The 21,890-nt window shown below is 70.8% G+C and carries 22 protein-coding genes; 14 read left to right on the top strand and 8 right to left on the bottom strand.

The window, feature by feature from the left end:
- Positions 1-3 precede the first annotated feature (3 nt).
- From OM076_RS39010 to OM076_RS38995, 4 genes are all read left to right on the top strand, one after another.
- A complete protein-coding gene (locus tag OM076_RS39010) occupies positions 4-804 on the top strand; it encodes a methyltransferase domain-containing protein (protein ID WP_270045603.1) in 801 nt (266 codons plus the stop codon).
- A gap of 88 nt (positions 805-892) precedes the next feature.
- Positions 893-1,795 carry a homogentisate phytyltransferase gene (locus OM076_RS39005; protein ID WP_270045602.1) on the top strand — a complete coding sequence of 301 codons (903 nt, stop codon included), beginning with the start codon at positions 893-895 and terminating at the stop codon, positions 1,793-1,795.
- Positions 1,796-2,193: 398 nt separating this feature from the next.
- Complete coding sequence (gene tal / locus OM076_RS39000) at positions 2,194-3,294, top strand: transaldolase (protein WP_270045601.1); 1,101 nt, start codon at positions 2,194-2,196, stop codon at positions 3,292-3,294.
- 3 nt (positions 3,295-3,297) lie between these two features.
- The gene (locus OM076_RS38995) at positions 3,298-5,136 is read left to right on the top strand and encodes a transketolase (protein WP_270045600.1); all 1,839 of its coding nucleotides are present in this window, start codon (positions 3,298-3,300) and stop codon (positions 5,134-5,136) included.
- Here the strand turns inward: OM076_RS38995 and OM076_RS38990 are convergent.
- Both OM076_RS38990 and OM076_RS38985 read right to left on the bottom strand, forming a co-directional pair.
- Positions 5,116-5,586, bottom strand: a complete 471-nt coding sequence (locus tag OM076_RS38990; RefSeq protein WP_270045599.1) for a hypothetical protein — start codon at positions 5,584-5,586, stop codon at positions 5,116-5,118. The genes OM076_RS38995 and OM076_RS38990 overlap by 21 nt on opposite strands.
- Positions 5,586-5,987 (bottom strand): hypothetical protein, encoded by a 402-nt coding sequence (locus OM076_RS38985; RefSeq protein WP_270045598.1) that lies wholly within the window; start codon positions 5,985-5,987, stop codon positions 5,586-5,588. Before OM076_RS38985 ends, OM076_RS38990 begins: the two co-directional genes overlap by 1 nt.
- A gap of 43 nt (positions 5,988-6,030) precedes the next feature.
- Between OM076_RS38985 and OM076_RS38980 the strand changes: the two genes are divergently transcribed.
- The gene (locus OM076_RS38980) at positions 6,031-6,954 is read left to right on the top strand and encodes a helix-turn-helix transcriptional regulator (protein WP_270045597.1); all 924 of its coding nucleotides are present in this window, start codon (positions 6,031-6,033) and stop codon (positions 6,952-6,954) included.
- Positions 6,955-7,093: 139 nt separating this feature from the next.
- Here OM076_RS38980 and OM076_RS38975 read toward each other — a convergent pair whose 3' ends face one another.
- Entirely contained in the window at positions 7,094-8,530 is a 1,437-nt protein-coding gene (locus OM076_RS38975) for a DHA2 family efflux MFS transporter permease subunit (protein WP_270045596.1), read from the bottom strand.
- Between the two features lie 50 nt (positions 8,531-8,580).
- On the opposite strand from OM076_RS38975, the gene OM076_RS38970 reads away from it, so the two are divergent.
- Complete coding sequence (locus tag OM076_RS38970; protein ID WP_270045595.1) at positions 8,581-9,042, top strand: winged helix-turn-helix transcriptional regulator; 462 nt, start codon at positions 8,581-8,583, stop codon at positions 9,040-9,042.
- Here OM076_RS38970 and OM076_RS38965 read toward each other — a convergent pair.
- Together OM076_RS38965 and ligD are read right to left on the bottom strand one after the other, a co-directional pair.
- Entirely contained in the window at positions 8,999-10,327 is a 1,329-nt protein-coding gene (locus OM076_RS38965; protein ID WP_270045594.1) for an NAD(P)/FAD-dependent oxidoreductase, read from the bottom strand. The genes OM076_RS38970 and OM076_RS38965 overlap by 44 nt on opposite strands.
- Positions 10,327-11,229 (bottom strand): non-homologous end-joining DNA ligase, encoded by a 903-nt coding sequence (ligD, locus tag OM076_RS38960; RefSeq protein WP_270045593.1) that lies wholly within the window; start codon positions 11,227-11,229, stop codon positions 10,327-10,329. The genes OM076_RS38965 and ligD overlap by 1 nt, the downstream gene beginning before the upstream one ends.
- Before the next feature lie 58 nt (positions 11,230-11,287).
- Here ligD and OM076_RS38955 point away from each other — a divergent pair, with 58 nt between their 5' ends.
- A complete protein-coding gene (locus OM076_RS38955) occupies positions 11,288-12,100 on the top strand; it encodes a chemotaxis protein CheB (RefSeq protein ID WP_270045592.1) in 813 nt (270 codons plus the stop codon).
- On the top strand, positions 12,097-13,971 hold the full coding sequence (locus OM076_RS38950) for a CheR family methyltransferase (protein WP_270045591.1): 1,875 nt from the start codon (positions 12,097-12,099) through the stop codon (positions 13,969-13,971). Before OM076_RS38955 ends, OM076_RS38950 begins: the two co-directional genes overlap by 4 nt.
- On the opposite strand, the gene OM076_RS38945 is transcribed toward OM076_RS38950, so the two are convergent.
- Positions 13,968-14,990: a Crp/Fnr family transcriptional regulator gene (locus tag OM076_RS38945; RefSeq protein ID WP_270045590.1), complete on the bottom strand. Its 1,023-nt coding sequence runs from the start codon at positions 14,988-14,990 to the stop codon at positions 13,968-13,970. The genes OM076_RS38950 and OM076_RS38945 overlap by 4 nt on opposite strands.
- A gap of 85 nt (positions 14,991-15,075) precedes the next feature.
- Between OM076_RS38945 and OM076_RS38940 the strand changes: the two genes are divergently transcribed.
- The 5 genes from OM076_RS38940 (at position 15,076) to OM076_RS38920 (ending at position 17,917) form a co-directional block, all read left to right on the top strand.
- Positions 15,076-15,885, top strand: a complete 810-nt coding sequence (locus OM076_RS38940) for a hypothetical protein (protein ID WP_270045589.1) — start codon at positions 15,076-15,078, stop codon at positions 15,883-15,885.
- A gap of 234 nt (positions 15,886-16,119) precedes the next feature.
- Positions 16,120-16,455, top strand: a complete 336-nt coding sequence (locus OM076_RS38935; RefSeq protein ID WP_270045588.1) for an STAS domain-containing protein — start codon at positions 16,120-16,122, stop codon at positions 16,453-16,455.
- Positions 16,456-16,466: 11 nt separating this feature from the next.
- On the top strand, positions 16,467-16,856 hold the full coding sequence (locus tag OM076_RS38930) for a Na-translocating system protein MpsC family protein (protein ID WP_270045587.1): 390 nt from the start codon (positions 16,467-16,469) through the stop codon (positions 16,854-16,856).
- Between the two features lie 75 nt (positions 16,857-16,931).
- Positions 16,932-17,744, top strand: coding sequence for a SigB/SigF/SigG family RNA polymerase sigma factor (locus tag OM076_RS38925; protein ID WP_270045586.1), 813 nt, complete (start codon positions 16,932-16,934; stop codon positions 17,742-17,744).
- Positions 17,741-17,917, top strand: a complete 177-nt coding sequence (locus tag OM076_RS38920) for a hypothetical protein (RefSeq protein WP_270045585.1) — start codon at positions 17,741-17,743, stop codon at positions 17,915-17,917. Before OM076_RS38925 ends, OM076_RS38920 begins: the two co-directional genes overlap by 4 nt.
- A 122-nt stretch (positions 17,918-18,039) precedes the next feature.
- Here the strand turns inward: OM076_RS38920 and OM076_RS38915 are convergent, their stop codons facing one another.
- Entirely contained in the window at positions 18,040-19,086 is a 1,047-nt protein-coding gene (locus tag OM076_RS38915) for a DNA topoisomerase IB (protein WP_270045584.1), read from the bottom strand.
- A gap of 42 nt (positions 19,087-19,128) precedes the next feature.
- On the opposite strand from OM076_RS38915, the gene OM076_RS38910 reads away from it, so the two are divergent.
- Positions 19,129-19,455, top strand: coding sequence for an STAS domain-containing protein (locus tag OM076_RS38910; RefSeq protein ID WP_270045583.1), 327 nt, complete (start codon positions 19,129-19,131; stop codon positions 19,453-19,455).
- On the opposite strand, the gene OM076_RS38905 is transcribed toward OM076_RS38910, so the two are convergent.
- The gene (locus OM076_RS38905; RefSeq protein WP_270045582.1) at positions 19,452-21,833 is read right to left on the bottom strand and encodes an ATP-binding cassette domain-containing protein; all 2,382 of its coding nucleotides are present in this window, start codon (positions 21,831-21,833) and stop codon (positions 19,452-19,454) included. The genes OM076_RS38910 and OM076_RS38905 overlap by 4 nt on opposite strands.
- Positions 21,834-21,890: the final 57 nt, after the last annotated feature.

Here is a 21,890-nt window from a genome sequence, read left to right as displayed (position 1 = left end):
GCTATGCGTCTGATCCAGCACAAGCGCGAGGCGTACTGGTTCTACCGCTTCCTCTCGCTCGGATATGACCGGTGGGTCAACCCGCTGTTCTGGACGCCCGCGATGCGCGCGCTGGCGCTCGAGCAGGCGCGCTTGGAGCGCGGGATGAACGTGCTCGACGCGGGCGCGGGCACCGGCTTCACGACCGAGGGGATCGTGGCGCGCGTGGAGGCATCGAGCGTGACGATGCTCGACCAGTCGCCGCACCAGCTCGCCCGCTCGCGGACCAAGCCCGCGCTGGCCGACTGCCCGCGGGTCCTGGGCGATGCGGAGAACCTCCCGTTCGCCGACGACACGTTCGACCGCTACGTCTCCGCCGGCTCGATCGAGTACTGGCCGGACCCGCAGCGCGGCATCGCCGAGGCCTACCGCGTGGTGAGGAGCGGTGCCACCGCCCTGGTCATCGGCCCGGTCCGCCCGGCAAACCGCGTCGCGCGGGCGCTCGCCGAGACCTGGATGCTCTTCCCCGCGGTCGAGGAGTACACGCGCTGGATGGAGGCCGCGGGGTTCACCGACGTTCGCGTGGTCGAGCTCGCGCCCGATTGGTACCGCGACCAGCGCGCCCCCTACGCGCTGGCGATCAGCGGCGTCAAGCCCGCGCCGGGCCCGTCGCCCGCCCCGCCGCCGGCACCGCCTGAGCCGCCGCCGAGCCGCGCGCGGTTCGCGTTCCGGTTCGTGGCCGGATCGGCCGCGGGCGCGCTCTTCATCCCGATCGCGGCCGTGTTGACCGTCCGCGACCGCCTCGCGGCGAGGCGCGCGGGGTGAACCCCGCGGCGATCGGCGCGAGGCGACGCGACGACGCCGCGCGTCCGCGCCACGCCGCGCCGCCCGTCCCCGCCGCGCGAGGCCGCGCATGACCATCGCCGCCGCCGGCTCGCGCACCAATCCCGCCGTGCTCCTGTGGCGCTTCGGCCGGCCGCACACGCTCATCGGCACCGCGCTCTCCGTCGTCGGCCTCTACCTGATCGCGGTCGCCGAGAGCGACGCGCCCGGCGCGGCGGACCTGCTCGCCACGCTCGTGGCCGGCCTCACCGTCAACATCGCGATCACCGGCGTCAATCAGCTGACCGACGTCGAGATCGATCGCGTCAACAAGCCGTTCCTACCGATCGCGGCCGGGGACCTGTCGATGGGCGCGGCGCGGGCGATCGTCATCGCCTGCACCGCGATCCCGCTCGCCATGGCCGTGACGCAGGGCGTGGCGGAGACCGTCGCGGTCGCCGCCGGCCTCGCGGTCGGCGCGCTCTACTCGCTGCCGCCGTTTCGCTTCAAGCGGTTCCCGGTCGCCGCCTCGCTGTGCATCACGGGGGTGCGGAGCATCGTCGTCAACCTCGGCGTGTACTGGCACTTCGCGGGAGACATCTCACCGCCGGTGTGGGCGCTGTGCCTGTTCGTGCTCCCGTTCAGCTTCGCGATCGCGGTGCTCAAGGACGTGCCGGACCTCGAGGGGGATCGGCGGTACTCGATCCGCACCTTCACGGTTCGCCTCGGCGGCGGGCGGGTGTTCGCGATCGGTATGGCGGCGCTCGCGATCGCCTACGGCGGGATGATCTTCGTGGCCCCGTTCCTGCTCGCCGATTACGCGCAGCCGGTGGTCCTGATCGTCGGCCATGTTGCCGCCGCGGCACTGCTGTGGTACTGGTCCAGATCGGCGGAGCCACGCGATCGGGAGGCCTTCACACGCTTCTACATGCGCGTGTGGGCGCTGTTCTTCCTGGAGTACCTCTTGGTGCCGATCGCCTGCCTAGCGAACTGACCCGTAGTTGGACGTCAGGTCGAGAACATCGCCTGACGGTTGGCCCTTACGGCGTGGACAACCTTGCACACGCGAGGTAGGTTTGTCAGCAATGTCGATTGCCTCTTCGAGGGATCAGCAAGTCCGCACGCCCGCTCCTTCGGCGGCCTCGACCAAGCGGTTCTCGAGGCCCACGGAGACGAACACCATCACCGCCTCCCAGGCGCGCGCCGCACGGCGACGGGAGGCGCGGCGAGACGAGCAGGCCGTAGCGGCCTGGCTCCGCGAGATCTCGGCCCGGCCACGTTAAGCAACGGGACGTCGCCGCGCCGCGACGTCCCGTTCACCACCCGTTAGCTCGGGTCCGCTCATGGGGAGTGTCAATGTGTGTGTAGGACTCTCCCTGCGAAAGGACCCATATGACCCCCCTCAAGGATCTCGCCGACCACGACCAGAGCGTGTGGATCGACTTCCTGTCCCGGCGCTTCGTCAAGGACGGTGACCTCAAGGGCCTGGTCGAGCAGGGCATCGTGGGAGTGACGTCCAATCCGACGATCTTCCAGGGGGCGATCGCCGAGGGCGACGCCTACGACGACCAGATCCGGGAGCTGAGCGCCGAGCTCGACGATCCCAAGGAGATCTTCTGGCAGCTCGCCAAGGACGACATCCGTGACGCCTGCGACATCCTGCGCCCCGTCTGGGACGAGGGCCAGGGCAAGGACGGCTGGGTCTCGCTCGAGGTCGACCCGAACCTCGCGCACGACACCGAGAAGACCAAGTCCGAGGCCATCCGGCTGCACAAGCTGGTCGACCGCCCGAACCTCTTCATCAAGATCCCGGCGACGCTCGAGGGCCTGCAGGCGATCGAGGACACGATCGCCGCCGGCATCCCGGTCAACGTGACGCTGATCTTCTCGCTCGAGCGCCACCGCAAGGTTGCCGAGGCCTATATCCGCGGCGTCCAGCGCTTCGTCGACGGCGGCGGCGACCCGAGCGGCAAGCTCGCCTCGGTCGCCTCGTTCTTCGTCTCGCGGGTGGACACGGAGGCCGACCGGCGCCTGGAGGAGATCGGCGGCCACGACGAGCTCCTGGGCAAACTGGCCATCGCGAACGCCAAGCTCGCCTACCAGACCTACGAAGAGGTCTTCTCGTCTCCGGAGTGGAAGGCGCTGGAGGCCAAGGGCGCGACCAAGCAGCGCTGCCTGTGGGCGTCCACCGGCGTCAAGAACAAGGCGTACAAGGACACCGTCTACGTCGAGGAGCTCGTCGGGCCCGACACGGTCAACACGATGCCGCGCGAGCTGGTCGAGGCCGTTGCCGACCACGGCGAGATCCGCGGCGACACGCTGCAGGAGGACGCTGCGGAGGCGAGCCGCATCCTCGACGCGTTCGAGGCCGCCGGCGTCAAGTACGACGACGTCGTGCAGGTGCTCGAGAAGGAGGGCGTGGAGAAGTTCGCCAAGTCCTTCGCCGACCTGATCGAAGGGCTGGAGTCCAAGTTGAAGCTCGTGGCGGCGTAGGTCATGGCACACGACGCCGACTTCCGGCGCGAGCTGGGGCAGCAGCTGCGGGTGGACTCCGTCCGCTCGTCGGCCGCCGCCAACTCGGGCCACCCCACCTCCTCGATGTCCGCCGCCGATCTAATGGCCGTGCTCCTCGACGGTCACCTGCGGCTGGACTACTCCGACCCCAAAGCTCCGGGGAACGATCACCTGATCTTCTCCAAGGGCCACGCCTCACCGCTGTATTACGCGGTGCTGAAGGCCGTGGGGGCGATCGACGACGCGGAGCTGCTGACGTTCCGCAAGCTCGGCTCGCGCCTGCAGGGTCACCCGACGCCGCTGATCCCGCCGACCGACGTCGCCACCGGCTCGCTCGGCCAGGGCCTGCCGATCGGCGTGGGTGTGGCGATGGCGGGCCGCTCGCTCGACAAGCTGCCCTACCGCGTGTGGGTGCTGTGCGGGGACTCCGAGATGGCCGAGGGCTCGATGTGGGAGGCCTTCCAGCACGCCGGCTGGGAGAAGCTCGACAACATCACCGCGATCATCGACGTCAACCGGCTCGGCCAGACGCGCGAGACGATGCTCGGGTGGGACCTCGACGGCTACGTCCGCCGGATCGAGGCCTTCGGCTGGAAGGCGATCGCGATCGACGGGCACGACGTCGAGGCGATCGAGGCGGCCTACACGGAGGCCGAGAACACGGTCGGCCAGCCGGTCGCGATCATCGCGAAGACCAAGAAGGGCAAGGGCGTTGCCGCGGTCGAGGACCAGCCCGGCAAGCACGGCAAGCCGCTGGACGATCCCGAGGCGGCGATCGCGGAGCTCGGCGGCTCGCGGGACCTGTCTGTGGACGTCGCGCGGCCGTCGACCGCCGCGCCCAACGTGTTCGAGGTTCCCGGCGGGTCGATGCCCTCGTACGCGCTCGGCGACGAGGTGGCGACCCGCAAGGCCTACGGCGAGTCGATCGCGGCGCTGGCCGACATCCGCGGCGACGTTGTCGCTTTGGACGGCGAGGTCTCGAACTCCACGCACTCCGAGGACTTCCGGAACGCGCACCCGGACCGCTACTTCGAGATGTTCATCGCCGAGCAGCAGCTCGTGGCGGCGGCGACGGGCATGCAGGTGCGCGGCTACACGCCGTTCGTCTCCACCTTCGCCGCGTTCCTGTCACGCGCCTACGACTTCATCCGCATGGGCGCGATCTCGCAGGCGAAGCTGATTTTGAGCGGCTCGCACGCGGGTGTCTCGATCGGCGAGGACGGCCCGTCGCAGATGGCGCTGGAGGACATGGCCTCGCTGCGCGCGATCCACGGCTCCGTCGTGCTGCACCCGAGCGACGCCAACCAGACCGCGCAACTGGTGGCCGCGGTCGCCGACTACGACGGCATCTCGTTCATCCGCACCCTGCGCGGCAAGACCCCGGTCCGCACCGCGCCGGACGAGGACGTGCGCATCGGCGGGTCGCGGATCGCGCATGAGGGCTCCGACGTCGCGATCATCGCCTGCGGCATCACGTTGGACGAGGCGGTCAAGGCCGCTGAGCGGTTGGCCGAGGACGGCGTCCACGCGCGGGTGCTCGACGCGTACTCGATCAAGCCGATCGACGCGGCGGCGGTCGCCGCGGCGGCGCGCGAGTGCGGCAGCATCGTGACCGTCGAGGACCACGCGCCGGAGGGCGGCCTCGGCGACGCCGTGCTCGCCGCACTGGCCGAGAGCGACGAGCACGCCGCGCACGTCGTCAAGCTCGCCGTGCGTGAGATCCCCGGCTCCGGCACGCCCGAGGAGCTCCTGCACGGCGCGAAGATCGACGCCGACGCGATCGCCGACGCCGCGCAGCGCCTAGTCGGCGCTCCGGCTTAGCCACATCGTCCAGTTGGGCTTCCAGGTCTTCCCGTCGTCGAACGAGAAGGCCTGGTCCCAGCGGGCCGACGCTTCGGTGATCTCCGACCAGTCGAAGCGCATCTTCAGCGGCACGCCGTCGAGGACGTCATCGGTCTCGAACCGCGCGGTCGTCCCGTCGGCGCTGAAGCGGCCCTCGACCGGCGGGTCGAGGCGGCCCGGGCGGCGGGTGGAGGACCACCAGATGCGCCACAGGTCCTCCTCGGGCGAGTACAGGCGCAGCGAGAAGCCCTCGTAGTCGCCGGTGACGAAGTGATCGAGGTTGCCGTAGCCGCCGAGCATCTGCTCGGCGTCCGAGGTCGCCGCGAACTCCTCCCACTCGTCGCAGGCCGGGTCGAGCATGTCGACCAGGCGGCGATTGCGGACGTCCCAGCGGCCGGGGAGGAAGTCGAAGTCGTCCTTGCCGGGCATCAGACGGCCACCGGCTCGAGCGCCCGCGCCAGGTAGGCGTCGAGGTCGTCGCCGATCAGCACGTCCTGGAGCCAGGCGCGACGCTCGAAGTCGATGACCTCGAGCTCCCACACGCAACTCATGCCCTCGCCGGTGTACGGCTCCAGGTTGCCGGGATCGTCGAGCGGCGAGGCGTAGAAGCGCGCGTGGATCTCGTTGTCGTTCGCCCACCAGTAGACGAGGCCCAGGCCGGCGGACGCCGCATCGTGGGCGATCGTGAAGCCGGGGACGCCGGGCTCGGCGAGCCCGCGGAGCGCCTCGGCGAGCGCCGGGTCCGGGAGCGGGCCGCGGGTGGCGATGCCGTAGTGCTTGGTCTGCCCCTCGCGGCCGAGGAAGCTGATCTGTCGGGGTTCATGGGCCATGGGGTTGACCTTACGGGCAAAACAGGGCAGTTTCTGTCCTCTAATGGCGAAGACGGACCGCGTCCTGCAGTTGCTCGAGGCCCTCCAGGACCGCCCGTCCGCCACCGGACCGGAGCTGGCGCGCGCGCTCGGCGTCGATGTGCGCACCGTGCGCCGGGACATCGTCGCGCTGCGCGACCTCGGCATCCCGGTCGAGGGGGAGCGCGGCCGCGGCGGGAGCTACCGCATCAAGCCCGGCTACCGCGTCCCACCGTTGATGTTCACCACCAGCGAGGCCGCCGCCGTCGCGCTCGGGCTCCTCGCGGCCCGCCGGCTCGGCCTGCAGACCGACGCGGCGCTGGCGAAGGTGCGGCGCACGCTCCCGGACCGCGTGCGGCTGAGCGTCGAATCGCTCGAGCACACCCTCGGCTTCACGGGCGAGGTGGAGAACGCGCCGCCCGACGGCGAGACGCTGCTCACGATCGCCGAGGCGATCCGCCGCGCCCGCCGTGTCCAGGCGCGCTACACCGACTCGGCGGGCGTCGAGACCGCGCGCGACCTCAGCCCGTACGGCCTCGTCGCCCACAGCGGCCGCTGGTACGTCGCGGCCTTCGACCACCTCCGCGGCGACCTCCGCTCCCTGCGCGCCGATCGCTTCGCGCGCGTCGAGATCGCCGGCAAGGCGCAACCGCCGCCGCCGGGCTTCGACGCGGTCGCGTCCGTCAGCCGCTCCCTCGCCCGCGTCCCCTGGACCCACGAGATCGAGGTCGTCCTGCACACCGATCTCGCCACCGCCTCCCGCCGCTTCCCACCCACCCTCGCCGAACTCGAGCCCCACGGCGACCACACCATCCTGCGCCTCCGCGCCGACTCCCTCGACTGGGCCGCCGGCCTCCTCGCCGCCGCCGGCTGCGACTTCACCGTCACCCACCCAGACGCCCTCAAAGCGGCCCTCCGCCGCCTCGCCAACCGCCTCGTCTTAACCTAAAGGGGACTGTCCCCTTTAGATAAAGGGACTGTCCCTTTAGGTTAAAGGTCGGACGGGTCTTCGGGGACTTCTTCCATCGCGTGGACGGTGCAGAGGAAGGGGCCGCCCTCTTCGCGGGCGTCCTTGATCTCCTGGGTCGTCAGGGACGCGCCGCAGACGGCGCAGGTTCGGGCGATGGTGTCGTCGAGGGTGTGCTCTTCGAGGTCCATGACGGGACGGTAGCGCTGACGCGGCGCAGGGTCAGCCCGATCGTCGCGGCGGTCAAACCCGTGACCGCCATCAGCGCGTAGGCGCGGTGGAAGTCGGCCAAGGACGGAGCGGCGCCGATGATCGCGATCAGGACGGAGATGCCGAGGACGGCGCCGAGCTGGCGGCAGCAGGCGGAGATCGCCGAGCCGGTGGCGAAGCGGGCGGGTGCGAGGCCGGCGACGGCCGCCGAGCTCCAGCCCGCGAACGACAGTCCCACGCCGATCCCGGTCAGGATCGTCGACGGGAGGAACTCCGTCAGGTAGGCCGGTTCGCCGCCGAGGCCGGTGGCGAAGAGGAGGCAGCCGAGGGCGAACAAGAGGCCGCCGGGGACGGCCGAGACCCGCTGGCCGTAGCGGTCGATCATCCGCCCTGCGAGCGCGCTGGAGGCCGCGGCCATCAACGGGCCCGGCGTGACCGCGAAGCCCGCCCGCAAAATGGAGTAGCCCCACACGGAGGTGAGGAAGAGGATGTTCGCCAGCAGCACGGCGTAGAAGCCGAGCGCGAACACCCCCACGCCCGCGCACGCCGCCGCGAACGAGCGCACGCGGAAGAGCGAAAGCTCCAGCACCGGGTGGGCGTGCGTCGCCGAGCGCCAGCCGAACAGGGCCAGGGCCACCGCGGCACCCGCGAACGCACCGATCGTCCGCGCGCTCCCCCAGCCCCAGTCCGGCGCCTCGACGATCGCCAGCGACAGCAGCCCGACGCCGCCGGCCAGCAGAACGATCCCGAGGGCGTCCGGCACGGCCCCGCGATCCGGGTCGCGCGTCTCGCGCAGCAGCCGCCGCGCGGGCACCAGCGCCAACGCCCCCAGCACGAGGTTCACGAAGAACACCAGCCGCCAGTTCGCCCCCTCGATCAGCAGCCCGCCCAGAGACGGCCCGGTCGCCGCCGCGACGCCGCCCACCGCGCCCCACAGGGCCGTCGCCGTCGCCCGCCGCTCGGGCGGGAACTCGGGCAGCAGCAGCCCCAGCGAGGTCGGGACGAGCAGCGCCGCGCCCGCCGCCTGGATCACCCGCGCCCCGATCAGGAACTCGGCCGAGGGCGCCAGACCGCACAACGCCGACGCAAAGAGGAACAGCCCCATCCCCACGAAGAACATCCGCCGGCGCCCGAGGAGGTCCGCCAGACGCCCCGCCGGCACCAGCAGCGCCGCGAAGACGATGTTGTACGCGTTCAGCACCCATGACAACCCGGCCACAGACGTCTCCGGGAACGCCTTCTCGATCGACGGGAACGCGACGTTGACGATGGTCACGTCGAGGAACGCCATGAACACGGCGACCGCGGTGACGAGCAGGACCTTCCAGCGGCGATCGAGTTGCTTCACGCAACGCACTGTACACGCCACCGTTGCATCACGCTACGCTCTCTTACACGATGCTGGGCCGCACCTACGCAGGGCAGAACTGCTCGATCGCGAAGTCGCTCGAGCTGATCGGCGAACGCTGGACGATGCTGATCGTCCGCGAGGTATTCCTCGGCAACCGCCGCTTCGACGAGATCGCGACCCGCCTGAACATCGCCCGCAACGTCCTCACCGCCCGCCTCACCTGGCTCGTGGACGAAGGCGTCCTGACCAAGGTGCGCTACCAGGAACGCCCCGAGCGCTTCGAATACCGCTTCACCGAGAAGGGCATCGACCTCTGGCCGGTGATCGTCTCGCTGCTGCAGTTCGGCGACCAGTACTACGCGCCGGACGGCCCGCCGGTCGTCCTGCGCCACAAGGGCTGCGGCGGAGCGGTCGACGCGCATCGCACCTGCGCGACGTGTGGGCAGCGCCTGACGGCGCGCGACGTCACGGGCGAGCCTGGTCCAGGCGCTCGGCCCGTCGCCGCCTGAGCTCGAGGATCACCGACCGCGCGGTCGTCTCCGGCACCAGCGAGACGATCGAGATCATCCGCTCACGGCGCGACCCGCCGATCCCCGTGAACGCCCAGCGCCAGACGGCCTCGATCCGGTCCTCCCAGCGCGTCAGGTAGGCGAGGTGGATCACGCCCCAGGCGAAGTACGCGGCCCCGCCGGTGAGCTGGCGGCGCCCCATGTCCACGACCGCGCGCCGGCGCCCGATCGTCGCCATCGAGCCCTTGTCCTTGTAGCGGAACGGCCCCGGCCACGGCGCGCCCGTCAGCCGCGCCGCGATGACGCGCGCGACGTGCTCGCCGCCCTGGATCGCCCCCTGGGCCACGCCCGGCACGCCGGGCACGGCCGCCATGTCGCCGAGCGCGAACACCTCGGGATGCCCTGGGACGGTCAGGTCGGGCTCGACTACCACGCGCCCCGCGCCGTCGACCTCGACGCCGAGTGCCGCGCCCAGCGGCGAGGCCTTCACGCCCGCCGCCCAGATCACCGTCTTGGCCGTGATCCGCGCCGGCTCGCCGGCGATCTTGACGTCCAGCCCCTCGGGATCGATCCCCACCGCCCGCACGCCCAGCCGCACGTCGATCCCGAGGAACTCGAGATCCGCCTTGGCCCGCGCGGAGAGCCGCTCGGGGAAGGTCTTCAACACGCGCGCGTTGGAGTCCAGGAGCACGATCCGGGCCTGCGACGTGTCGACGGACCGGTACTCCGAGGCGAGGATCCGCTGCCCCAGCTCGGCCACCTGGCCGGCCAGCTCGACCCCCGTCGGCCCGGCGCCGACGATCGCGAAGGTCATCCACGCCTGGCGCTCGGCCTCGGTCTCGGCCGCCTCGGCGAGCTCGAACGCGCCGAGGATCATCGAGCGCAGCCGGTGCGCGTCGTCGACGGTCTTCATCCCGGGCGCGAGCACGGCCCAGTCGTCGCGCCCGAAGTAGGAGTGCGTCGCGCCCGCGGCCACGACCAGCGTGTCGTAGGGCAGCTCGTACTCGTGCTCGCCGAACGCCTTCACCACGCGACGCTCGAGGTCGAAGCCGTCGACTTCGCTCAGCAGCACGCGCACGTTGCGCTGGCGCCGGAAGATGCTGCGCAGCGCCGGCGAGATCTGCCCGCCTGACAGCACCCCCGTCGCCACCTGGTAGAGCATCGGCTGAAAGAGGAAGTGGTTCGTGCGATCGACCAGCGTGATCTCCGTGCCCGGCACCTCGGCCAGGCGCCGCACGGTCCGCACCCCGGCGAACCCACCACCTACCACGACGATCCGGTGCATCAGCTCGGCAGCTCCTGTTCCAAAGTCTGAACCGGCGCGAACAGGTCGCCCATCGAGGACACGCGCTCAAGCACCTGATCGGAAGTAAACGCCATCGCGTCCCCGTCCGCGATGTCGGACACCTCGTCCCACGTCAGCGGCGTCGACACCGTCGGCGCATCCATCGCCCGCAGCGAGTAGGCGTTGACCGTCGTCTTGTGCCGGTCGTTCTGGCTCCAGTCCACGAAGATCTTCCCCGCCCGCCGGCTCTTGTTCATGTCGATCAGGATGTTCTCCGGGTCGCGCCGCGCCAGCAGATGCGCCAGGCCCTTGGAGAACTCGCGCGTCGCCTCGTACGTCGACGGCGTGTTCAGCGGCAGATACACCTGCATCCCCTTCGAGCCCGAGGTCTTCGGGAACGCCTCGAGGCTCCAGAACTCGAACGCCCGCCGCAGCTCGAGCGCCACCCGCGCGCACTGCACGACGTTGGCCGGCGGCCCCGGGTCGAGGTCGAACGCGATCATCGTCGGGCTGGTCATCTCCGGCGCGCGCGCCATCGGCGTGTGCAACTCGAGGTCGGCGAGGTTGGCCAGCCACACCAGCGTCGGCAGGTCCTGGCAGAGGCAGTAGTCGAGGTTGCCCTCGTTGCGCCCGGACCAGACGGACGCGGTCTGCACCCACGCCGGCGCGTGCGACGGGCAGCGTTTCTCATAGAAGAACTTGTCCTCCACGCCGTTGGGATAGCGCTTCATCGTGAGCGGACGGTCGCGCAGGTGCGCCAGCAGGACCGGCGCGATGCGCGTGTAGTAGTCGATCACCTGGCCCTTGGTGAACCCAACGCGCGGGTAGAGGACCTTCTCCAGGTTCGACAGCGACAACGTGATGTCGCCGATCGCGACTTCGAGGCGCTTGGCGGGCGGCACGCGTCTGACCGTAGCGGTCCCTTTTGCATCCCACCTCAGGGCGCGTAGATTCTGGTGAGTGCTCCAGCGGCCCAACCGCGTCATCGGCGTCGCCGCGTCCGCGGGCGGGGTGGAAACCCTGCAGCAGCTCGTGCGCCAGCTCCCCGCGGACCTGGACGCGGCGCTGTGCGTCGTGCTGCACATCCCGTCGACCGGGCGCAGCCTCCTCGCCCCCATCCTGAACCGGGTCTGCCAGCTCGACGTCGTCGTCGCCGAGCACGACGCGACGATCCGGTCCGGCGTGGTCTATGTCGCCCCCGCCGACCGGCACCTGCTCGTCCACGCGGACCGGGTCGAGCTGAGCTCCGGCCCGAAGGAGAACGGCGTGCGGCCCGCGGCGGACCCGATGTTCCGCTCGCTCGCGCGGGCCTGGGGCGCCTCCGCGGTTGCGGTCGTGCTGTCCGGCGCGCTGGACGACGGCGCCGCCGGAGCGCTCGCCGTCGCGCAGTCCGGCGGCCACGTGATCGTGCAGGACCCCGAGGAGGCGCTGGTGCCCGGGATGCCGGCGAGCGCGCTCGCGGTGTCCTCCGCGCACGACGTGCTTCCCGTCGGCGCGATGGGCGCCGTCCTGAGCCGGCTGGTGGGGCTTCCGGGCACCGGGGTTCAAGGCGACGCTTTGACGATCGATGCGCAGAGCAGCGCGGTCGAGGCGGCGCTGTGGACCGCGCTGGAGGTGCTCGAGGAACGCGGCGAGCGGTTGCGGCGGATCGCGACGCGCTCGGACGGTCAGCCCCGCACGCAGCGCCGGTTCGTCCAGGGCGCCGACCTCGCCGACGAGCGCTCCGCGGTCATCCGGCGCATCCTGCAGCGTGAGTCGGAGGTGACCGGATGACGGAGTCCGACGACGCCGCCTTCGAGGCGCTGCTGGAGTTCCTCAAGCGCAGCCGCGGGATCGACTTCACGGGCTACAAGCGCCCCAGCCTCCAGCGCCGGTTCCATCGCCGGATGGAGACGGTCGGCTGCGAGTCCTTCGGCGACTACCTGGACTTCCTCGAGGTCCACCCCGACGAGTACGAGCAGCTCTTCGAGATGCTGTTGATCAACGTCACGGAGTTCTTCCGCGACGCCACCGCCTGGGATCACCTGCGGGACGCGGTCCTCCCCGAGCTGCTCGCCGCGAAGGAGCCGGAGGAGACCATCCGGGTCTGGAGCGCCGGCTGCGCCGGCGGGCAGGAGGCCTACACGACGGCGATGGTGTTCGCCGAGCTGCTCGGCCTCGACGGGCTCCGCGAGCGGGTGAAGATCTACGCGACCGACATCGACGAGGACGCCCTCAACCAGGCGCGCCTGGGCGTCTACAACGCCAAGGAGACCGAATCGGTCCCGCCCGCGCTGCGCGAGCGCTACTTCGAGCGCGCCGACCAGCGCCTCGCGTTCCGCAAGGACCTCCGCCGGACGGTGATCTTCGGCCGCAACAACCTCGTCTCCGACGCGCCGATCTCGCGGCTGGACCTGCTCATCTGCCGCAACACGCTGATGTACTTCAACGCCGAGACCCAGGCGAGGATCATCCGGCACTTCCACTTCGCGCTGCGCGACGGCGGCGTCCTGATGCTCGGGAAGTCCGAGATGCTGGTCTCGCATCGCGATCTGTTCGGCGCGGACGATCTCAAGACGCGCGTCTTCATCAAGCAGTCCAAGCCCACGGTGGCGAGCCGCGTCGGCGCGTTCGGCAACGGCGAGGGCGGCGAGCGCCACGGCACCGTCGAAGACGACCGCCTCAGCCGCGACGCCGCGCTCGAGCTCGGCCCGCACGCCCACGTCATCGTCTCGCGCACCGGCCGGCTGACGTTCGCCAACCTCGCCGCCCGCGCGCTGTTTCAGATCTCCCGCGACGACCTGTTCCAGCCGCTCGCCGAGCTCCCGCTGGAGCGCGACCCGGTCGATCTGCGGGCGCCGATCGAGCAGGCGATGCGCGAGCGCCGCCGCGTGCCGGTGGGCGAGGTCGCCTACGCGCCCGACCGCGGCGAGCCGCGGCGTCTCGACGTCACCGTCGCGCCGCTGCTGAGCGCGGACAACGTCGCGATCGGCGCGAGCGTCGCGTTCGAGGACGTCTCTCGCTACACCGCGCTGCAGACCGAGCTCGAGAGCAACCGGCGCGACCTGGAGCTCGCCTACGAGGAGCTGCAGTCGACGATCGACGAGCTCGAGACGACCAATGAGGAGCTGCAGTCGGCCAACGAGGAGCTGCAGACCACCAACGAGGAGCTGCAGTCGACCAACGAAGAGCTCGAGACGATGAACGAGGAGCTGCAGTCGACCAACGAAGAGCTCGAGACGATGAACGACGAGTTGCGCGAGCGCACGGGCGAGCTCAACCAGGTCAACGACTTCCTGGAGACGATCCTCACCTCGCTCGGCTTCGGGGTCGCCGTGCTCGACGCGCAGCAGCGCGTGCAGATCTGGAACCGGCGGGCGGAGGACCTGTGGGGGCTGCGTCAGGACGAGGCGGTCGACCACCACTTCCTCAGCCTCGACATCGGCCTGCCCTCCGAGCAGCTCGCACCGGCGCTGCGCTCGGTGCTCAGCGGCGCCAGCGAGCGCGAGACCAGCCAGCTCGAGGCCGTCAACCGGCGCGGGCGCCCGATCCTCTGCGCGGCGACCGTCCTGCCGCTGATCGGCCCGGTGCCGGGTGACGGCACGCGGGTGCGCGGCGCGATCGTGCTGATGGAGGACCGCCAGGACCCAGCGGGGTCGGACTAGGCCTCGCGGCGCTGGTCGGCCGCGGCGCGCAGCTCGCCCACGTAGTGCTGACGGCGCGAACGCAATTCGACGGTCCGCTCACGCAGTGCCGCGGTCTCGGCCTGGAGCACATCGAGATCGCGCCGGTGTTGCTGTGAGGCCGCCCGCGCCGCCTCCAACGAGGAGCGCAGGACCGCCAGGCGCTCGGACGGCTCGCCGCGCGCCGGGGCGCCGACCGCCTCCGGGACGTCCGGCTCGACGGCGTTGGGCACGAGGCGCCGGCGCTGGCGGATCAGCTCGGTGACGTTGGCGTCGGGCATCGCGAGCGGCTGCCCGGTCAGCAGCCATGTCCCGTCGTCGCGGCGCTCGAGCTGGCCGTCGCGGGCGAGCTCGGCGAGCGCGGTCGACACCGTCGGCCGGCGCGCGCCCACGAGCTCGCCGATCAGCCGGTGCGAGAGCACCAGCGGCACGGCGATGCCGTCGCGCGCGACGCGGCCCCAGCGTTCGGCGAGGTGCCAGAAGAGCGCGAGCAGGCGCCGGTCGACGCGGTTGAGCTGGGAGATGGCCTGCGTGACCGCGAGCCGGTGCGCACGGCCGGACAGCCGATCGATCACGACGGCACCGATCTCCGGGTAACGGCCGAGCAGCGCGGCCGTCCGGCGGTCGATCAGGGCGAGCCGGACGCTCGAGAGCGCGTTCCAGCGGATGGCGACGTTCAGCAGCTCAGGCGGCCCTTCGATGTGCCACGGGCGCAGGACGTCCCCGGGCCCGAGCAGCTCGGTGCTGACGGTGTCGCCGAGCACGACCTCGCGCGCCAGGACGCCGTCGACGAGCAGCAGGCCGAGGTGCATCGGATCGGCGTCGGTCAGCCGGCCGCCGTCCCATTCGCCGACCGGGAAGGTCGAGACGCGGACGCGGAGCTCGTGCTCCGCGGCTTCCCGGCGCTCGGCCGTCAGCAGCTGACCCAACTCCGGATCGAGCTCGAGCAACGGCCGTCCGGCGCCGGCCGCACGCGGAGCGCTGGCGCTCGTGGGCGACATCTCACCGTCATCGTACCCCCGCGTCGGTAGTCGGACCCCTGACTCGCTCCAGGCGCGGCTCACCCGCCGGATTTAGGCTCGGGCGGTGACTGCCGTACCCGAGTTGGCCGAGCGTGCCGCGACCCTCATCGAGGCCGATCCTTCCCTGGGGTCGCTCCTGACGATGCGCGAGATCGCGACGATCGGCCATCACGCGATCCTGCCCGTGCTGACCTTACGTGTTGGTGCGTGGACGCCGCCGGCGCGAGCGCAGCTCGGCGAAGGCACCGTCGCCCTGATGGTTCTGGAGGGCGTCCTGACGGACGCGGCGCAGGTCTTCGGTCCGGGCGACGCCGTCGAGCCGTGGGACGCGGGGGAGTGGACGGCGTGCACGCCCATGCGGCTGGCGATCATCGGCGATGCGTACGCCGTCGCGCTGCACCCATGGCCGGCGGCGAGCGCTCGTCTCCGTCTGCGGTCGAACTGCGGGACCGCCGTCCCGGCTGCCGGCGGAACGGTGCCAGAACGGCTGTTCGAGCTGGTGTGGCGCGTCGCGCTGCGCTACGGCGCGATGACCGCGGCCGGCGTCGCGCTCCCGCAGGCGCTGGACATCCGCGCCCTCGGGCTGATCCTCGGCGTGGGCGAGCTGGAGCTCTCGCTGGCGCTGGCAGAGTTGCAGCAGCGCGCCGCGCTCGACCACGAGCAGCCGGTGTGGGTGCTCGGGACCCGTGCGCGAGCGGACGGCGACGGCGACGGCGACGATCGGCGAGAGCACCTGCTGATGCGGGCCGCGGGCGCGCTGGCCGTCGCGCGGGCGGGGCGCATGGACACCTTCGCCGTCGGCGAGCAGCTGCACCTGGAGCTCAGTCATCGCGCCACGCTGCGCTCGCGTAGGCGCGGCGACGGCGCGGAATGAGTCGCGCCGCCGGCCCGGCGGGTCATTCGTCGGACGGTGAGACGAACCGGCCGGGCGCCGTCCCTATTCGGACGCCCAGTGCGCCGTCTTTCAGACCAGTTAGAGTGCGGCGCCGCAAGCTTGCGCTTCCCGCCGGGGGGCTGCAGGCGGGCGGAACCTCAGGAGGACGATCGGGCTCCCACCGGGGGCAGCGCGCGGGCTCTGTTGCCGTTTGCACATCGACGGGGCTCCGCCATGTCTGATCGCATCCCACCCACACCCTTCCGCTGCGACGTCACCGACGTCGACGGCTCGATCCGCATTCGGCCGGTCGGCGAGCTCGACATGAGCACCGTGCCGACGCTCGAGGACGCCCTCAAGGACGCCCGCGCAGCCGGCCACGAGCTGCTGGTGGTCGATCTCCGCGAGCTCGACTTCATGGACTCGACCGGGCTGACGCTGCTCACCCGCTGGTCGCTCGGCGCCGAGCGCGACGGGTACGCGCTCAAGCTCGTCGCGGGCAGCGACCGGATTCAGCGGCTCTTCGAGCTCACGCGGCTGATCACGCATTTCAAATTCGTCGACGGGTAGGACCCGGTCTTATGACCGGACCTGCACGCGAGCTCATCGACGCCGCCGGTGGCACTCCTCCGGGTTCTGTGCGCGCCGCGCTGGCGAACGCGATGGTCGGGCTCAAGAAGCGCTACTACGGCCGCGGCCCTGAAGCGGCCAAGGCCTACCTCGAGGACGACTACATCTTCGTGGTGCTCGAGGGCGGGATGACCCGCAACGAGGAAACGCTCCTGGCCGCCGGCAAGGAGGACCTCGTCCGGCGCTACCGGCTGACCTTTCAGGAAGTCGTCGGCCCGACCGCGACCGGCGCCGTGGAGGAGTTGACGGGCCGCAAGGTCATCGGTTACCACAGCCAGATCGTGTTCGATCCGTTCCGCGCGTTCGAGATCTTCGTACTCGAACCCGAACCCGAACGCTGAGGCGCTCTGTTAGCAAACGGACGGGATCTCTCGCGCGACGGCTGATTTCCGCGCGCGGGGGTACGGAAATTCCTGATGGCTCATCCTGCGACGGCCGAGCGGCCTCGAGCCGCGACGGCGAACCCGATCGACCGCGCCCGCCGGCAGCGTGAGGACCAGCGCCTGATGCGCAAGGTCCAGACCGGAGACGACCACGCACGTGAGGAGCTGATCGAGCGCTACATGCCGCTCGCCCGGTCGCTCGCGCTGCGCTACCGGCGCGCGAGCGAGCCGCTGGACGACCTGATCCAGGTCGCCTCCGTCGGTCTGGTCAAGGCCGTCGACCGCTGGGACCCGGAGCGCGGGCTGGCGTTCTCGTCCTACGCGGTGCCGACGATCCTCGGCGAGCTGCGCCGCTACTTCCGCGACTCGACCTGGGACGTGCGTCCCGCGCGCGATCTGCAGGAGCTGTGCCTGGCGCTGGAGGAGGCGCGCGAGGCGCTGTGGGGCGAGCTCGGGCGCCAGCCGACGGTCGCCGACCTGGCCGCTCGGCTCGAACGGCAGCCGGAGGAGATCGTCGAGGCGCTGCAGGCGACCGAGGGGCGCTCGATCCGCTCGCTCGACGCGCCGGTGCACGACGAGGAGAACGACTCCGCGTCGGCGGGCGATCTGATCGGTGCCGACGACGAGGAGTTCGAGCGCGTCGAGGCGGGTGTGACGCTCGAGCGCCTGACCGGGATCCTCGACGACCGCGCCCGCGAGATCCTGCGCCTGCGCTTCGCCGAAGACCTGCTGCAGTCCGAGATCGCCGAGGTCGTCGGCTGCTCGCAGATGCACATCTCGCGCATCATCCGCTCGTCGCTGGAGAAGCTCTACGCCTACGGATCGGGAAAGGAAGTGGCCGAATGAGCGCTGTTCTCGAGGTTCCCCAACCGACTGAGCCGGCGACGCCCATCGCTCCGCCGGAGCCGGTCACGCCGGCCGTGCCGCAGGAGCCGGTCGTGCCCGCCGACCCGACGCCCGACCGCGAGACGCCCACGGTCCCCGACGACCCGCCCACGCCCGAGCCCGACGAAACCTAAACCCCACCTAAGGGGCCAGACCCCTTAGGTTCCCTTTAGGTCGCTTTCGGCCACGCAGGCCGGTTCTCGCCGCGGGTCGCCGCCTAAAGGCGAGATAAGGGGCCAGACCCTTTAGGTGGGGTTTAGGCGGCGATTGATTCGACTCGGGGCGAGTCCTCGAGGCCCTCGATGAGGTCCAGCACCGCCCGCTCGATGCGTGGGTGGTGGGTGGGGAGCGAACCCGGCTCGGCGTCGAGCGCGTCCGCGAGCACGTTCGCGTCCAGGACCAGGCCGCCCTCGTAGGCGTCGAACACGCGCGGGTCGATGTAGGACGCGCGGCAGACCGCGGGCGTGTTGCCCAGGTAGTACGCGGTCTCCTTGATCGCGCGGGTGATGGCGCGCTTGCGGGAGGTCGGCGTGCTGTGGGCGGGGCCGGAGACCGCGAGTGCCAGCGCCGCGATCACCGTCGCGCTCCAGGTCCGGAAGTCCTTGGCGGAGAAGTCGTCGCCGGTCTTCTCCTTCAGGTAGTCGTTGATGTCGTCCGAGCGCAGGTCCGACCAGCCGCGGCCCGTCTTGTAGGCGAGCAGTTCCGGCCCGCCGCCGCGACGGCGCTTGAGCGAGCCCACGATGTCCAGCGCGAGCGGGTCCACGACGCCCTGGATGCGCCGCTGGCCGCTCTTGGCCGGGTAGTCGAAGACCATCTGGCCGTCCTCGATCTTCACGTGTTCCTTGCGGATCGTGGCCAGCCCGAAGGACAGCGTGTACTCCTCGGTGCCGATGCGGAAGAAGCCGCGATCCAGCAGCCGCACCGCGCAGGCCAGGACGCGGTCGCGGGTGAGGGCGTCCGTCGCGGCGAGATCGGCCTCGACCTGCTCACGCAGACGCGGCAGCGCCTTCGCGAAGCGGGTCATGTCCTCGAACTTCTCTGCGTCGCGCCGGGCGCGCCAGGCCTCGTGGTAGCGGTACTGCTTGCGGCCTGCGGCGTCGATCCCCGTCGCCTGGAGGTGCCCGTTCGGGTACGGGCAGATCCAGACGTCCTTCCAGGCGGGTGGGATGCCCAGCTCGCGGATGCGCTCGACGACGTCGCGCTCCTCGACCCGCTCGCCCTGATCGTCGAAGTACGCGAACGCGCTGCCCGCCCGCCGGCGGGTGATTCCGGGCCCTGAGCAGTCGGCGCGTCGCAGTCGCATGCTCCACCCTCCCCTGGGCCCGCGCGGTTTAGGCTTGCGCGCGTGACGAGGTTCTCATTCGAGACAGTCGTCCGTGGCGCGTCCGCGGTCGTGCAGCTGCGCGGGGAGCTGGACCTGCTCGCGACCTCCGCGCTGGAGCCGGAGCTGACGCGGCTGGCCGAGGAGCCGGGCGTCGACATCGTCGCGCTGGACCTGCGCTCGCTCGACTTCCTGGACTCGAGCGGCCTGCGCTCGGTCATGGCCGCGGAGCGGATGCTCGAGTCCAACGAGCGCCGGCTGGTGCTCGTGCGCGGGCCGTCGCTCGTTCAGCGCGTCTTCGAGCTGACGCGCATGACCGAGCGACTGGAGTTCGTGGACTCCCTGAGTTAGGAGACGTACTCCGCGAGGTGCTCGCCGGTGACGGTGGAACGCGCGGCGACGAGGTCGGCGGGTGCGCCCTCGAAGACGATCCGGCCGCCGTCGGCGCCGGCACCGGGGCCGAGGTCGATGATCCAGTCGGCGTGCGCCATGACCGCCTGGTGGTGCTCGATGACGATCACCGACTTGCCGGAGTCCACCAGCCGGTCGAGCAGGCCGAGCAGCTGCTCGACGTTCGCGAGATGCAGGCCGGACGTCGGCTCGTCGAGGACGTAGACGCCGCCCTTCTCGCCGAGGTGGGTCGCGAGCTTGAGCCGCTGGCGCTCGCCGCCGGACAGCGTCGGGAGCGGCTGGCCGAGGCTGACGTAGCCGAGCCCGACGTCGACGAGCCGGGCGAGGATCTTGTGCGCGGCCGGCACCTTCGCCTCACCGGCGCTGAAGAACGCCTCGGCCTCGGTCACCGACATCGCGAGCACCTCGCTGATGTCCTTGCCGCCGAACGTGTACTCGAGGACCTCGGCGCCGAAGCGCTTGCCCTCGCACTCCTCGCAGGGGGTGGCGACGCCGGCCATGATCCCCAGGTCCGTGTAGATGACGCCGGCGCCGTTGCAGTTCGGGCAGGCGCCTTCGGAGTTGGCGCTGAACAGGGCCGGCTTGACGCCGTTGGCCTTCGCGAACGCCTTGCGGATCGGATCCAGCAGCCCCGTGTAGGTCGCCGGGTTGCTGCGGCGCGAGCCCTTGATCGCGCCCTGGTCGACCGTCACGACGCCGTCGCGCCCGGACACCGAGCCGCGGATCAGCGAGCTCTTGCCCGAGCCGGCCACGCCGGTGAGCACGCTGAGCACGCCGAGCGGGATGTCGACGTCGACGTCCTGCAGGTTGTTGGTGTCCGCGCCGCGGATCTCGAGCTTGCCGGACGGCGTGCGCACCGAGTCCTTGAGCTTCGCCCGGTCGTCGAGATGGCGGCCGGTGATCGTGTCGGTCTCACGCAGCGCTTCGACCGTGCCTTCGAACGTCACCTCGCCACCTTCGGAGCCGGCGCGGGGCCCGAGGTCGACGACGTGGTCGGCGATCGCGATCACCTCCGGCTTGTGCTCCACCACCAGCACGGTGTTGCCCTTGTCGCGCAGCTGCAGCAGCAGTTCGTTCATCCGCTGGATGTCGTGCGGGTGCAGGCCGATCGTCGGCTCGTCGAAGACGTAGGTGACGTCGGTGAGGCTCGAGCCGAGGTGGCGGATCATCCGCGTCCGCTGCGCCTCGCCGCCGGACAGCGTGCCCGACGGGCGGTTGAGCGAGAGGTAGCCGAGCCCGATCTCCACGAACGAGTCGAGCGTCTCGCGCAGCGCCACGAGCAGCGGGGCGACCGACGGTTCGTCCAGGCTCTGGACCCACTGGGCGAGATCGCGGATCTCCATCGCGGAGACGTCGGCGATCGAGACGCCGTCGATCTTCGACGTCCGGGCCGCCTCGCTGAGCCGGGTGCCATCGCACTCCGGGCAGGTGGTGAAGACCACCGCCCGCTCGACGAAGGCGCGGATGTGCGGCTGCATCGCGTCGACGTCCTTGGCGAGCATCGACTTCTGGATCGACGGGATCAGACCCGAGTACGTCAGGTTGATGCCCTCGACCTTGATCTTCGTCGGCTCCTTGTAGAGCAGGTCGTGGAGCTCGCGCTTGTTGTACTTCTTGATCGGCTTGTCCGGGTCGAAGAAACCGCAGCCGCGGAAGATCCGGCCGTACCAGCCTTCCATGCTGTAGCCGGGGATCGTGAGCGCGCCCTCGTTGAGCGACTTGCTGTCGTCGTAGAGCGCGGAGAGGTCGAAGTCCGAGACGGAGCCACGGCCCTCGCAGCGCGGGCACATGCCACCGACGCGGCTGAAGGCGGCGCTCTTGGTGATGGTCTTGTCGCCGCGCTCGACCGTGATCCCGCCGCTGCCGTGCGCGGAGGCGACGTTGAAGGAGTACGCGCCGGGCGAGCCGATGTGCGGTTTGGCGAGCCGGCTGTAGAGGATCCGCAGCATCGCGTCGGCGTCGGTGACGGTGCCGACGGTCGAGCGCGGGTTGGACCCCATCCGCTCCTGGTCGACGCTGATCGCCGTGGTGATCCCGTCGAGCACGTCGACGTCGGGCCGCGCGAGCGTCGGCATGAAGCCCTGCACGAACGTGCTGTAGGTCTCGTTGATCAGCCGCTGGGACTCCGCGGCGATCGTGCCGAACACGAGCGAGCTCTTGCCCGAGCCTGAGACGCCGGTGAAGACCGTCAGCCGGCGCTTGGGGATCTCGACGCTGACGTTCTTGAGGTTGTTCACCCGCGCGCCGTGCACCCTGATCAAGTCGTGCGTGTCGGCGGCGTGCAGCGCTAGAGACTCCGTGTCCGTGCTCGTGGCCATACCTTCAACCTAGCTGCGGCCGCACGACCGCGCTTCTCGATTTCTGCTCGGTCTCGG

Source organism: Solirubrobacter ginsenosidimutans, from assembly GCF_027587205.1.
This window is presented reverse-complemented; position numbering and strand designations above follow the sequence as displayed.